The 13,302-nt window shown below is 58.4% G+C and carries 11 protein-coding genes; 1 reads left to right on the forward strand and 10 read right to left on the reverse strand.

Annotated elements, in window-relative coordinates; genetic code table 11:
- Positions 1-119: 119 nt before the first annotated feature.
- Complete coding sequence (locus ACCW71_RS17515) at positions 120-1,340, forward strand: hypothetical protein (RefSeq protein ID WP_436373561.1); 1,221 nt, start codon at positions 120-122, stop codon at positions 1,338-1,340.
- Positions 1,341-1,867: 527 nt separating this feature from the next.
- Here the strand turns inward: ACCW71_RS17515 and ACCW71_RS17520 are convergent.
- The 10 genes from ACCW71_RS17520 to ACCW71_RS17565 all read right to left on the reverse strand — a co-directional run bounded on the left by ACCW71_RS17520 (position 1,868) and on the right by ACCW71_RS17565 (position 13,293).
- On the reverse strand, positions 1,868-2,881 hold the full coding sequence (locus ACCW71_RS17520) for a HoxN/HupN/NixA family nickel/cobalt transporter (protein ID WP_436373563.1): 1,014 nt from the start codon (positions 2,879-2,881) through the stop codon (positions 1,868-1,870).
- Positions 2,878-5,196 carry a carbamoyltransferase HypF gene (gene hypF, locus ACCW71_RS17525; protein WP_436373565.1) on the reverse strand — a complete coding sequence of 773 codons (2,319 nt, stop codon included), beginning with the start codon at positions 5,194-5,196 and terminating at the stop codon, positions 2,878-2,880. The genes ACCW71_RS17520 and hypF overlap by 4 nt, the downstream gene beginning before the upstream one ends.
- A gap of 7 nt (positions 5,197-5,203) precedes the next feature.
- Positions 5,204-7,375, reverse strand: coding sequence for a formate dehydrogenase subunit alpha (fdhF, locus tag ACCW71_RS17530; protein ID WP_436373567.1), 2,172 nt, complete (start codon positions 7,373-7,375; stop codon positions 5,204-5,206).
- A gap of 23 nt (positions 7,376-7,398) precedes the next feature.
- Positions 7,399-7,944, reverse strand: coding sequence for an electron transport protein HydN (hydN, locus tag ACCW71_RS17535; RefSeq protein ID WP_436373569.1), 546 nt, complete (start codon positions 7,942-7,944; stop codon positions 7,399-7,401).
- Positions 7,945-8,251: 307 nt separating this feature from the next.
- On the reverse strand, positions 8,252-8,734 hold the full coding sequence (gene hycI, locus ACCW71_RS17540; RefSeq protein ID WP_436373571.1) for a hydrogenase maturation peptidase HycI: 483 nt from the start codon (positions 8,732-8,734) through the stop codon (positions 8,252-8,254).
- The gene (locus ACCW71_RS17545) at positions 8,727-9,206 is read right to left on the reverse strand and encodes a formate hydrogenlyase maturation HycH family protein (protein WP_436373573.1); all 480 of its coding nucleotides are present in this window, start codon (positions 9,204-9,206) and stop codon (positions 8,727-8,729) included. Before ACCW71_RS17545 ends, hycI begins: the two co-directional genes overlap by 8 nt.
- Positions 9,206-10,003, reverse strand: coding sequence for an NADH-quinone oxidoreductase subunit B family protein (locus tag ACCW71_RS17550; protein WP_436373575.1), 798 nt, complete (start codon positions 10,001-10,003; stop codon positions 9,206-9,208). The genes ACCW71_RS17545 and ACCW71_RS17550 overlap by 1 nt, the downstream gene beginning before the upstream one ends.
- Positions 10,003-10,557 carry a formate hydrogenlyase complex iron-sulfur subunit gene (locus ACCW71_RS17555; protein ID WP_436373576.1) on the reverse strand — a complete coding sequence of 185 codons (555 nt, stop codon included), beginning with the start codon at positions 10,555-10,557 and terminating at the stop codon, positions 10,003-10,005. Before ACCW71_RS17555 ends, ACCW71_RS17550 begins: the two co-directional genes overlap by 1 nt.
- 13 nt (positions 10,558-10,570) lie before the next feature.
- Positions 10,571-12,295 carry an NADH-quinone oxidoreductase subunit C gene (locus ACCW71_RS17560; protein ID WP_436373578.1) on the reverse strand — a complete coding sequence of 575 codons (1,725 nt, stop codon included), beginning with the start codon at positions 12,293-12,295 and terminating at the stop codon, positions 10,571-10,573.
- A 44-nt stretch (positions 12,296-12,339) separates the two neighbouring features.
- Positions 12,340-13,293 carry a respiratory chain complex I subunit 1 family protein gene (locus ACCW71_RS17565; RefSeq protein WP_436373580.1) on the reverse strand — a complete coding sequence of 318 codons (954 nt, stop codon included), beginning with the start codon at positions 13,291-13,293 and terminating at the stop codon, positions 12,340-12,342.
- Positions 13,294-13,302: the final 9 nt, after the last annotated feature.

The following is a 13,302-nucleotide window of genomic DNA, read 5'->3' on the forward strand; positions in this document are numbered from 1 at the left end:
CCTGATACTTTCTCTTTTTACAGATTATAATTTCATTACTGTAATGATTTTCAGTTAAACCAACATTATTATCGTGCATTATTTAATTAAAACCCATCCAGGAAACATCGAGGTCCACAATGAACGTAAAATCTTTCATTGTTGCATTTTTCGCTTTGTTTTTTTTCTCTCCTTTGTCGCTGGCTATGGTATGCCACGACCAACTCCATCAACAAATTTTTTATATTGATGAAAGTAGTGGCTATTCTTATCAGATAGGGTTTCCTGCCAATAATGGCATCTCTCAACGAGATCCTACCGGCCAATATTATATGCGTCTGCAAGCTGCAAATCCTTTCATGGAAGCCTATTTTGCAAGCTGGGATAGGAAATTAGTCCTGTTGAGGGTAGGTAATCCAGGACCAATGATCATTGGGTTCTGTAATCAGCAAACATTAATGGGAACGCAACCGGTAGTGTTCATACCAGAACTAACATCGGGTAATTATCAGGTTATTGGCGTTCCTGCTAATGCACCTAATATACCAAAATATTTTTCTCCAACACAGCCCGGATACATAAAGATGGTATATGCCACTCAAAAAAATTTAGAAAGTTGCCTCAACAACTCGAAAAGTAAAAATGATTTTTTAAATTGCTCAGTTGAAAGTTTATTCCCACAAACACAAAGAAAAATATATAAATGCGTAGTTTTGTCCGATAATGAACGAGAAGAATGTATTGCTGCCGCAATTTTAGGCCAAAATGAGCAAAAAATCTATCATCAAGTGCGAAAGTGCTATGAGAAACATGATGGGAACATTGAAGAAATGCCCCTTTGCATGGCATCACAACAATTTAACGAAGACACTCAACAGGCTATTCAATGCGCACAAGAGCAATTGCAGGAGGGGCAATTTTCAGCATGGGGCACGATTGCTTGTGTGGGAGGATCCAGATTAAAAATGAATAAAGAAATGACAATAGCCGTACAATGCGCCACGACTTCAGGGGGTGATCCCTGGGTTTGGGCTGGTTGTACTGGTGGACAGCTCACTAAAAATGAAATCGAAAAATGTTTTTCAAGCGGAATCGGTGGTGAAAATGGATGTTTTGGTGATAACAATACAATTGTACAATATCTTAGAAAAGCAGGAGAAATGATTAATTCAGAAATGGGTTCAAACAATGAATTATCAATTGTATTTAACAATGCCATAAATGATATAAGTAATGGCCCCGGTCCCAGTAACGATATAGTCGAAGCAGCGAACACAGTTGTTAATGATCTACATAACGGCCCAGGAGAAGGAAATGACATCAGGAAAACCTTAAATCAAATTTTTCCTGGAATATGGTAAGACAAATTTCATTTCTACATGGTTTATCGATAAATATTTATGCCTCGGACAGAGAGCTTAATTTTAAATCAACAATAAATCATTCATCCTGACTTTTTATTTTATTTAAAAATGATCACATATGAAAATAGAGTCATTGAGAATATTAGCGGTTCGGCCACTCGGAATGCGAGTGAGAAACATCCCGGCAAAAAATGCCAAATCCCTGTCGTGCGTTCTTTTCCATCGGCGTTTATCTGGAATGATTTTTACAATATTCCGCCTTGCTTGGCTGGCATGGACGACAGCGTATGTCTGGCATAGCTGGGCAAAGACCAGCTTCAGGGCAACCTCACTTGTTTGTGGCTGCCATCCGCTTCTTACAAGATTAACCTTCCGGCACTGACATCCAGCGATTCAGGGGCTGAATATAGTCACGTAGCTTTTTAAAATGCCTGTCCAACCTATCCACGTCTTTCCCAGAGATCCCCGGCTATAACATCCGGTTTCCCTCTCCTCCATAACACAGCCCATAACCATTCCCACCCTCACACCACCAGCCGGTCATACCCCTTACAGCGATAATTAATCACAGAGATCGCCCAGAACAGCGCGAAAATTGCGATAGCGGCGTAGCCGACGCTGCCCATGTTGTCATTCAGCGTGCCGACTACCTCCCACAGCCCGCCGTGTAGCGCCAGTTTGTCAGCCAGCAACCCCAGCGCCTCCAGCCCGCCGATCAGCAGTGCGATAACCACGCTGGCCGCGGTGATGGTCATATTGTAATAAAGTTTGCGCACCGGCTGATCGAAGGCCCAGCCGTAAGCGCCCACCATCATAAAATTATCCAGCGAATCGACCAGCGCCATCGCGCTGGCGAACAGCACCGGAAACACCATAATGCTCCAGACCGACATCCCTGAAGAGGCCCCCGCCGCGGAGATGCCGAGCAGACAGATCTCGGTCGCGGTATCAAATCCCAGCCCGAACAGAAAACCCACCAGATACATCTGCCAGCTTTTATTCACCATATTAAAAGCGAAGCCAAAAATCCGGCTGATCACGCCCCCCTGGATGGCGTGAAGTTGTTCATCTGCGGCTGACACTCCCTGTTTTAGCTGCTGAAAACGGCGATAGACATCGCGCAGGATCAGGGTATTCAGCAGGGCCATCAGCAGCAGAAACAGCGCCGAAACCAGCGTGCCGATGGTGCTGCCATACTGATGCAGCCAGCTGATTTTACTGCCAAACACCAGAGACGTGGCAGCGATAGCTACACAGGCCAGCACCACAATGCTTGAGTGCCCCAGCGAGAAAAACGCCCCTACCGCAATCGGACGCTGTCCCTGCTGCATCAGCTTACGGGTGACGTTATCAATCGCCGCCAGATGATCCGCATCGACGGCGTGACGCAGCCCATAGCCATAAGCCAGCAACGCCGCGGCAATCAGCGCCGCATGATGATGGAACAGCGCCAGGGCCCAGCCCCAGGCGAGCAGATTGATCGCCACCAGCCCGGTTAACAGCCAGAGTGCGCGGCGATGCGAAGCAGGGTTAATCATAGAAGTCCTTCTGTGTTATCTGAAGCGTGGCGCTGACGCCGGGCGCAGGCGATTACCGCCTGCCCCAGCGCCAGTCCACCGTCACCCGCCGGAAAAGCCAACGGCATCAAAATGTGAAAAGGCGAAAGAGAGTGGTGCAACAGCTGACGCATCAGCCGGTTATGCAACACACCGCCGCCGAGCGCGATCGTGCGGATGCCGGTCTGGTCGGCGTGAAAACGGGCCAGCGCCGCGAATCCCTGCGCCAGCGCATCGTGAAAGGCAAACGCCCGGGCGGCTGGCGCGGCCTGCCAGTTGAGCCACTGCTGCCAGAAGGTGGCCGAATCGAGCCAAACCCCTGAAGCGGTATGCTGCAACGGAAAAGTGACCGGATGTGAAACACCCCACGCCTGGCGGGCCAGCGCCTCAAGCCGACAGGCCGCCTCGCCCTCCCAGCTCAGCGCCGCGGGCGCACAGCCGACGGCTGCGGCGACAGCGTCAAACAGCCGTCCGCAGGAGGAGGCGAGCGGCGCATTAATCGCCGCGTCGATCGCCTTTGACAGCGGCTGCCACGGGTGGGAAAACAGCACCTGCGCTTCGGGGCGCGTCTGCCAGTCCGGCACAAACGCCTGCCACTGCGCCAGCAAATTACGCCAGGGTTCGCGCGCCGCCCGATCGCCGCCTGGCAGCGCCACCGCCGGAAGTCCGCCCAGATGGCGGCAGTGAAGGTAATCAGCCACAAAACATTCACCGCCCCACAGCGCCGCATGCTTATCCTCAGTGACGCCATAGCCCAGCCCATCCAGCGCCAGCCCGATCACTTCACCGCCATCCAGCGGCCACTGATGCTCGGCCAGACAGGCGGCGATATGGGCGTGATGATGCAGAACATCGACCACTTCAGCGCCGTGACGGGGTGCTGAGGCATGGCTGACATAACCCGGATGCGCATCGCGAACCACCGTCAGCGGCGAGCAGTGATAGAGCCGCTGAAAATGTTCAATCGCCTGCTGCTGCTGGTCGGCGATGTCGCGGCGCGTCAGTGAACCGAAATGGGGACTGAGGATCGCCTGCCCGTCCCCGGCCAGACAGAAGCTGTTTTTGAGATCGCCGCCCAGCGCCAGTAGCGGCGGCTGAGGCGCAAATCCCACCGGCAGCCTCAGCGCATCCGGCACATAACCGCGCGCCCGGCGCAGCACTTCAGTACCCTGCGGCGTCAGCCGGACCAGTGAATCATCGGCGCGCTGGACAATATCGCGGTTATGCAGCAGCCACAGGTCGGCAATCCCGTTCAGCTGACTGAGCGCATCGTGATTGGTCAGCGCCGGGGCGCAGCCGCTGGCATTGCCAGAGGTCATCACCAGCGGCGTCTGGCACGCCTGCATCAGCAGATGGTGCAGCGGCGTAAACGGCAGCATCAGCCCGACCTCATCCAGCTCAGGCGCAATCGCCGCACACAGCGGCGAGTCTGCGCGCTGTTCCACCAGCACAATCGGCGCGGCGGGCGAAGTCAGCAGCTGCCGCAGCGCCGGTTGCGCGCTGTCGTCACTGCATCGGGCGAGCCAGCTTATCTCCGGCAGCATCACCGCCAGCGGTTTAGACGGACGCCGTTTACGCTGGCGCAGACGCAGCACGGCCGGTTGCTGCGTCGCGTCGCAGGCCAGATGAAAGCCGCCCAGCCCTTTGATGGCGACAATCTGACCCGCCCGCAGTGCGGCCACGGCGCGTTCAATCGCGGCCTGATCCCACGCCAGCGGCTGACCATCCTGCAACGTGGCGCTGAGCCGCGGACCACAATGGACACAGGCGACCGGCTGGGCGTGAAAACGCCGGTCAGCCGGGTTCTGATACGCCTGCTGACAGTGCGGACAGAGCGGAAACGTCGCCATGCTGGTCGCGGCGCGGTCGTAAGGCATGGCGTGAATCAGGGTATAGCGCGGACCGCAGTGGGTGCAGTTGATAAAGGCGTAGCCAAAGCGCCGATCGCGCGGCGTCGCCATCTCGCGCAGGCAGTCGGGACAGGTCGCCGCATCGGGCGCGATCTGCGTCGCCATCAGGCTGTGACGGCTCGGCACAATGGTAAAATCGTGCGGCAGCGCGGCCCACTCAAAAGGGGTGACGTGAAGAGCGTCAATGCGCGCCAGCGGCGGGCAGTCACGCTGTAACTGTTCAATAAACAGATCGATATTGACCGGCTGAAGCAGTCTGATCTCCACACCCGCGCTGTCATTACAGACGTCGCCGCATAGCTGAAAGCGCGCGGCCAGTTGCCAGACAAAAGGCCGGAAGCCGACGCCCTGAACTTTGCCGCAGACGCGAATGCGCAGACCAGACATGATTTAATTACACCTCAACCACCGGGATCACATCCTCAACCGCGCTGCGCAGCCGTGCTTTCATCTCGCTGTAGGTCTGCTGTGCATAGTTTTCAGCCCAGCGCTGATCGGCGATCGGTTCAAGCTTCACCGCGCAGTACTTGGTTTCCGGTGTTTTGGAAATCGGGTCGAGGTTATCCTGGGTCAGTTCATTACAGGCACCGATCCACCACTGATAGGTCATGTAGACCGCGCCGGCATTGATGCGCTCATTGAAGTTGACGCGGCTGATCACTTTGCCGCGCCGGGAAGCCACCCAGATCAGCTGCTGATCGCGCACGCCCAGCGCCTGCGCATCAACCGGATTGACCTGTACAAAGCCCGGCTCATCCGCCAGGGTCTGCAACGCCGCGCAGTTGCCGGTCATCGAGCGACAGGAGTAGTGGCCGACCTCGCGCACGGTACACAGCACCAGCGGATAGGCATCATCCGGCACCTCTGCCGGTGCACGCCACGGGGCGGCAAACAGCTGGCCTTTACCGGTCGGCGTGTCGAAGTGGTTGTCGGCGTAGAGGTACTGGGTGCCGGGACTGTCGAGCGTGGTGCAGGGCCACTGAACATGGCCCAGCTCGCCCATCTTCTCGTAGGTCACGCCATAGAACAGCGGGCAGAGGCTGCGCATCTCATCCCAGATTTGCTGGTTATCCTGATAGTGCATCGGATAGCCCATTTCGGTCGCCAGCAGGCTGATAATCTCCCAGTCACGTTTAACGTTATACTGCGGCTCGATCGCTTTTTCGAAGCGCTGAAAACCCCGGTCAGCACAGGAGAAGACGCCACCGTGCTCGCCCCAGGAGGTCGACGGCAGGATCACATCCGCCTGCTCGGCGGTTTTGGTCATAAAGATGTCCTGCACCACCACGAACTCCATCGCCTCAAACCCTTTACGCACCAGGCTTAAGTCCGCCTCGGTCTGGAGCGGATCTTCGCCCATGATGTAATAGGCTTTGACCTTGCCTTCCAGCGCCAGGTGCGGAACTTCGGTGATACGATAGCCGATCTCCGCGTCCATCTGGTTAACATCAATGCCCCAGGCGTCAGCAAATTTCGCCCGGACCTTCGCATCCGTCACCGACTGATAGCCCGGAAACTCATTCGGCAGCACCCCCATATCACAGGCACCCTGCACGTTGTTCTGGCCGCGCACCGGGCCGACGCCGACATTGGCGCGCCCCAGGTTGCCGGTCAGCAGCGCCAGACCCGCCAGCCCTTTCACCACGTCAACCGCCTGACCAAACTGCGTCACCCCCATGCCCCACATAATGGTGGCGGACGGTGCCGCGGCGTAGGTACGCATCGCCTGGCGGATCTGCTGGGCGGAAACACCGGTCAGTTCCGCCACCGCTTCCGGCGAATAATCGGCGACGTTTTTGCGGTACTCTTCAAAGCCTTCGGTATATTTCGCGACGTAGTCGTGGTCATAGAGATTTTCTTCAATCAGCACATGGGCAAAGGCGTTCACCAGCGCCATATTGCAGCCGTTTTTAATTTGCAGATGCTGATCGGCAATGCGGGCGGTTTCGATGCGGCGTGGGTCGCAGACAATAATCTGCGCGCCTTTCTCTTTGGCCTTGATCACCCGGCGGGCAACAATCGGGTGGGAGTCGGCGCAGTTATAGCCGATCACCAGCAGACATTTGGAGTTCTCAATATCGCCGATGGAGTTACTCATCGCGCCGTTACCCAGGGTCGCCTGCAAACCGGCAACCGACGGGCCGTGACAGACGCGGGCGCAGCAGTCGACGTTGTTGGTGCCAATCACGGCCCGCGCGAACTTCTGCATAACGTAGTTGGTTTCATTGCCGGTTCCGCGTGACGAGCCGGTGGTCATGATGGCGCGCGGGCCATGTTTTTCTTTAATCTGCTTCAGGCGCTGGGCGGTGTAGCGGATCGCCTCATCCCAGCTGACGGCTTCAAATTTGCCGCCTTTCTGCCGACGGATCAGCGGCTGGGTCAGACGCGGGGTCAGCAGTTTAGTGTCATTGAGAAAATCCCAGCCGTAGTAGCCTTTCAGGCACAGCTCGCCCTGGTTGGTGACGCCCTCTGCCGCTTCTGCGCGGATAATCCTGCCGTTATCAACAACCAGCTTCATTTTGCAGCCCGCCCCGCAGTAGGGGCAGACCGTGGTGACTTTTTTCATGGTATGAGTTCCTCTATCCGGGGTTAAAACAGCAGCGGGGAGGTGCTGTCGAGCGCAGCGCGGCGGCGTTTTTCTGCGTTCATTTCCTGTAAGTGATTGCGGTCAATCGCAAAGAATGCCTTGGTGGGACAGATCTCCATGCAGGCCGGGCCGGCTGCCCTGCCGTGGCAGAGGTCGCATTTATGCGCTTCCGCCTTGTCAGAGACGGCGGTCATGGCTGCGCCGTTCTGGCGAAAGATCGGTTTGGTGATCACCTCCATCGCGCCATAGGGACAGGCGACGACGCAGGTTTTGCAGCCGATGCAGCGCTCCTGCATCACCTGCACATGGTCGCCGGTACGGGCGATCGCCCCGTTCGGGCAGACGTTGGCGCAGGGGGCGTCTTCACACTGGCGACACATCACCGCCGTACTGAGATTGACGCCTTTAATCACATGCAGGCGCGGGGCAAAGGTGGCGGCCGTCAGCTGCGAGATCTCCTGCGAATCACTGTGCGCCATCACGCAGGCGATTTCACAGGTGCGACAGCCAATGCATTTTTTGGGGTCGGCGATAATAAACCGGTTCATTCTGCTCTCCAGCTACCCGCGCCCGTGACGCCTCAGCCTGCTGGCTACGCAGCTTCGCCTGACTCCCTGACGCCGGTCAGCTCATCACACGCCTCTGCCTGCCACCCTGCCGCGACGCCCGTGACTCAGGGGATCCCTGTGGGTGCTCTTCAGTGGGTTAAAGGTTTTCCTCTGTTGCTATACATAAACCATGCCAGCTTGCGCACGGTTTATTTATTCATCTGATTCAGTAAGTTAAACGGAAACGATCGGAGGTAAGACGCAGGTGTCACTGACGACACCTGCGGTTTCGTCACTGCATCGACAGTTATGTCGAGGGGATAAAGCGGTCGATAGCCAGCCCGCCATCCAGCGCCGCTAAGCAGTGATGCAGCCGATTTACCGCCTGCTCAACCGCCGGGCTGAGAGGAAAGCAGAAGGCGACCACGTCGGGCTGGATACCGATAAAGGTGATGTCGGGAATATCCTCCCGCAGCTGCTGGATTAAAAAGGTCAGCGGCAGGTTGTGGGTGGTCATCATGAACATGTCGGCGATAGCGGACTCGTCGATAATCCGCATTTCACCCGGCAGCAGCCCCATGTCAGTGGCATCGACAATCACCAGACGATCGGGGCGCAGCTCACGTAAATAGCCGATGTCGTTTTCCGGTATCGCGCCGCCATCCACCACCGTCCAGCCGCTCAGGGGCTGGTCGGCACAGAGTTCGGCCAGCCGTGGCCCGGCCCCGTCATCGCCCATCATGCTGTTGCCAACGCACAGCAGTGCGTAGTGGCGAGGAGAGTCAGCCATCGATCCTCCTGACCATCAGGTAGAGCGCGGGATCGTTTTCGATCCGGCCAAGCAGCGCCATCAGCGTATCGCTCCACGCCTGCTGCTGCTGGCTCATCTGCGGACGCGCAGCATGCAGCGCCAGCGCCAGCAGATGGGTATGACTGCTGTCGATGGTGATCTCGCCGAAGCGCTGAACCCCGGCCAGCTTGCGGTGCGCTTCACCATCCCGCGGCAGACAATCGATCCAGTGCTGATAGCCAGTCAGCGGGCATTCCAGGCGGGCGGTCAGGCAGTCGATCACCCCCAGATGATGGCCGATGGCGAGGCTGTAATAGACCACCTCCTGCGCCTTCTGCGTCGTGCGTCGCTGCGCGCTTTTTTCATCGACAAATTTGCGGCTCAGCGAATAGAAAATAACGCGGTTCTTCGCTGGCTGATGGCCGGCACAGGGCTGATGTCGCGCGTAGCGCTGCTCATTTTCAACGTTCATCACACACGCACCTCGCCACGCAGCACCTGCTGGTAGATCTGTTGCAGGTTGCCGACGATTTCGTTAAGCCGCAGATCGCCCTGCTCTTCCAGCCAGGCAGCCAGCCGCTGCTCTGGCGGGAGGGAGCCTGGCGCGCTGACGATCTGCATAAAGCGATCGGCAATCTCACGGCCATAGCGATACCCGGCCATCCGCCGCGCTTCGCGATCCAGCCGCACGCGCAGCGGCTGCGGCAGGTCCGGGTGCAGTAACCTCGCCGGTTCGCTGGCCGCCTTGTCGTGCTGCTGACCTTTGATTTTCTGATCCAGCAGGCCCAGCGCCACTGCAAAGCCGTAGATGGTGGCCGCCGGGGTCGGCGGGCAGCCAGGAATGTAGACATCCACCGGCACCAGAGCATCGGTGCCGCCCCAGACGCAGTAGAGGTCGTGAAAGATACCGCCGCTGTTGCCGCAGGCCCCGTAGGAGATGGCGATTTTAGGATCGGGGGCGGCGTCCCAGGCGCGCAGCGCAGGCATCCGCATGGCGCGGGTGACGGCCCCGGTGAACAGCAGGATGTCGGCATGGCGCGGCGACGGCACCACTTTAATGCCAAAGCGTTCGGCGTCGAACAACGGAGAGATAGCGGCGAAAATCTCAATCTCGCAGCCATTGCAGCCGCCGCAGTCGACGCGATAGACATAGGCCGAGCGGCGTATGCTGCCGAGCAGGGTCGATTTCAGCCGGGCGATGCTTTCATCCAGCGTGACCGGCCGTGGCAGGCCATGCTCATCCCGTGGAGCAATCGGATTGTGATCCATCAATGGGCCTCCGTGGTCATATAGCGGCCAGCATCGATCCGGTCACTGGAGGCGAGACCATGCTGCTTTTTGCACTCCGGGCAGGTTTCATATTGCGGGCGACGCTCAGCAACCTGCTGGTCACTCAGCGCCGCGTGCTGCTGTAACAGGCTGAGCGCAAAGTCGATCTCTTTCTGCACCGCATAAGGTTTGCCGCACTCACGGCAATGGCAGATGGGAAAATCGGCGGTCTCAAACAGATCTTCTTTGCGCCAGACCGCCAGTTCAAACGCCTGCGACAGCCTGATGGCCGCGGTCGGACAGACCTCCTCGCAGCGCGCGCAGAAGATGCAGCGCCCCAGAAACAGCGACCAGCGCAGGCTGTCGCCCTCTTCCGCCAGGTGCATGGTCAGCGCATTGGAGGGACAGGCGTTCACGCAGGCTCCGCAGGCGATGCACTGCTGGGCGTTATAGTGCGGTTTACCGCGAAAGCTGGCCGGCAGCTCCAGCGGCTTAGCGGGATAAGCCAGCGTGGCCGTGCCGGTTTTCAGCACTTTTTTTATCAGTTTCAGCATGTTGCACAGCTCCTCAAAGCGGCGAATTTTTGCGTTCTATGCCGTAACGTTCGATCTCTTTGTAAGGGATCACCCTGGCGGTTTTTTTACGCACATCCACCACGGTCATGCGGTCGGTACAGGAGTAACAGGGATCGAGACTGCCGATAATCAGCGGCGCGTCAGAAACGGTGTTGCCGCGCAGCATGTAGCGCAGCGTCGGCCAGTTGGCGTAGGTTGCCGCCCGGCAGCGCCAGCGAAACAGCTTCTGGTTGTCGCCGGTCATGCTCCAGTGAATGTCGTCGCCGCGGGGCGCTTCGGCAAAACCCAGCGCAAAGCGGTGCGGAATATAGTGGAAGCCCTCGACCGCCAGCGCGCCGCCGGGCAGATTTTGCAGGCCGGACTCAATCATATTCAGCGAGTTATAGACTTCATGGATGCGCACTTTCAGGCGGGAGTAGACGTCGTTGCCGGTTTCGCTAACCAGCTCAAACGGCAGTTTCGCGTAGCCGGCATAGGGATGATCCTGCCGCATATCGCGGCGATGGCCGCTGCCGCGGACCATCGGGCCGACATTACTGAAATCGCGTGCCACCTGCGGGTCCAGCCTGCCGACGCCGACGCAGCGCTGCCCGGTGTTGGGGGTGCTCAGCAGAATATCGACCAGATCGTTAAGCTCACGGCGCATCGTGCCCGCCAGCGCCAGGGTCTGTATCAGATCCTGTTTCAGGATGTCACGACGAATGCCGCCAATCAGGTTCAGGCCGTAGGTTTTACGCGCCCCGGTCAGGATCTCCGCCATCTTCATCGACTGTTCGCGCACGCGGAAAAACTGCATAAAGCCGGAGTCAAAGCCAACAAAGTGACAGGCCAGCCCGAGGTTAAGCAGATGGCTGTGCAGACGCTCCACCTCCAGCAGGATCGATCGGATCATCTGCGCACGCGGTGGCACCACTATCCCCATCGCGTTTTCCACCGAGGAGGTGTAGGCCACGCTGTGAGTAAAGCCGCAGATGCCGCAAACCCGGTCTGACAGGAAGGTGACTTCGTTATATCCCATGCGGGTTTCCGCCAGCTTCTCCATGCCGCGATGGACATAGAACAGGCGATAATCCGCATCAATAATATCTTCACCATCGACAAACAGACGAAAGTGTCCCGGTTCGTCCGAGGTGACGTGCAGCGGGCCAATCGGCACGATTTTGCTGCCCTCTTTCGCTTCGGCGATAAAGGGATAGGTCTCCTGATCGGTGGTGGGTGCCGGGCGCTGGCGATAATCCATCGCGTCTTTGCGCAGCGGATAGAGATCGTCCGGCCAGTCGTCGGGCAGCACCAGCCGACGCTCATCCGGCAAGCCGACCGGGCGCAGACCGTACATGTCGCGCACTTCACGTTCGCCCCACACCGCCGCCGGCACGCGCGGCGTCACCGACGGGAACTCCAGCGACAGCGGATCGACTTCGGTGCGCACGGTGATCCAGCACTTCACCCCCTGCTCCATCGACAGCACATAATAGAGGGCATAGTTGCCGCACAGGGTGCGTTCGTCGTTACCGAACAGCACGGAAAGCCAGCCGCCCTGCTGGTAATAGAGCCACTCCACCACCGCGGGCAGCGCGTCTAGCCGGATGGTGACGGTGGCCTGGGTGTCAGTCTGCCATTCACTGCCCAGCACCGCCGACGGAAACTGTGTCGCCAGCGCAGCCAGATAGTGGTTGCCGACCGGATTTTGATTTAATGCGGTATTCAACTCGCTCATTACAAAGCCTCTTCCCGCCGCGGCGGGATAAGAAAAAAGTCAGGTCAGCCGGTGACCAGCCAGGAAACCAGCGCCAGAAACGCCAGGCCGAACCCCGCCCAGGTGGTGCGGGAGGTGTTGAGAAAGCGCAGGCGAGCCACGCTATTCTCGATAAGCGCGACGATAAAAATGGCGATCGCCAGCTTCGCCAGCGCCAGCAGCGTTGCCGTGAGCAGCGCCAGTGGGGTGATCGCCCCGGCCAGCCCGAACGGGAGAAACAGGCCGAGGAACAGCTGTACCACCACCAGCTGCTTCAGGCTGATACCGAGTTTCAGCACCCCCAGCGCCGCGCCGGAATATTCCGTCAGCGGGCCTTCCTGTAGCTCCTGTTCCGCTTCCGCCAGATCAAACGGCAACTTACCCATTTCGATATAAGTGGCGAACGCGCAGGCCAGCGCGGCCAGCAGCAGCGTGACAGAGGTGTGAGCGGGCCAGTGCAGGACGCGGCTCGCAATGGCACCGAGGGAGGTGGAGCCCGCCACCAGCGCCGCGATCCAGAGTCCGAGCAGCAGGATCGGCTCCACCAGAATGCCGAGCACCGCTTCCCGGCTGGCACCGATGCCGGTGAAGGGGCTGCCGGTATCGAGTCCGGCAATGGCAAACACAAAGCGCACCAGCGCGAACAGATAGATCACCGTGATCAGATCCCCGGCCGCCCCGATGGGCGAGACCAGCGTGATCACCGGCAGCGCAGTGGCGATCACCAGCAGCCCGCCGGTCAGCAGCCAGGGCATACTGCGAAACGCAGCGCCCGCGGCGGCGGGAGCCACACTCTGCCGGGTCAGCAGCTTGGCAATATCACGGTACTCCTGTAGCAGCCCCGGCCCGCGGCGGTTGTGCATCCGCGCCCGCAGCACGCGGCTGAAACCGGCAAACAGCGGTGCCAGCGCCAGCAGCGCCACCGCCTGAAGCAGCGCCAGCGGCCAGAGTGGACCCGCCAGCAGAAAAGGAAAGTGCATAATCAGTTC

The sequence above is a fragment of the Pantoea sp. C2G6 genome (assembly GCF_051336815.1).
Classification (GTDB): domain Bacteria; phylum Pseudomonadota; class Gammaproteobacteria; order Enterobacterales; family Enterobacteriaceae; genus Pantoea.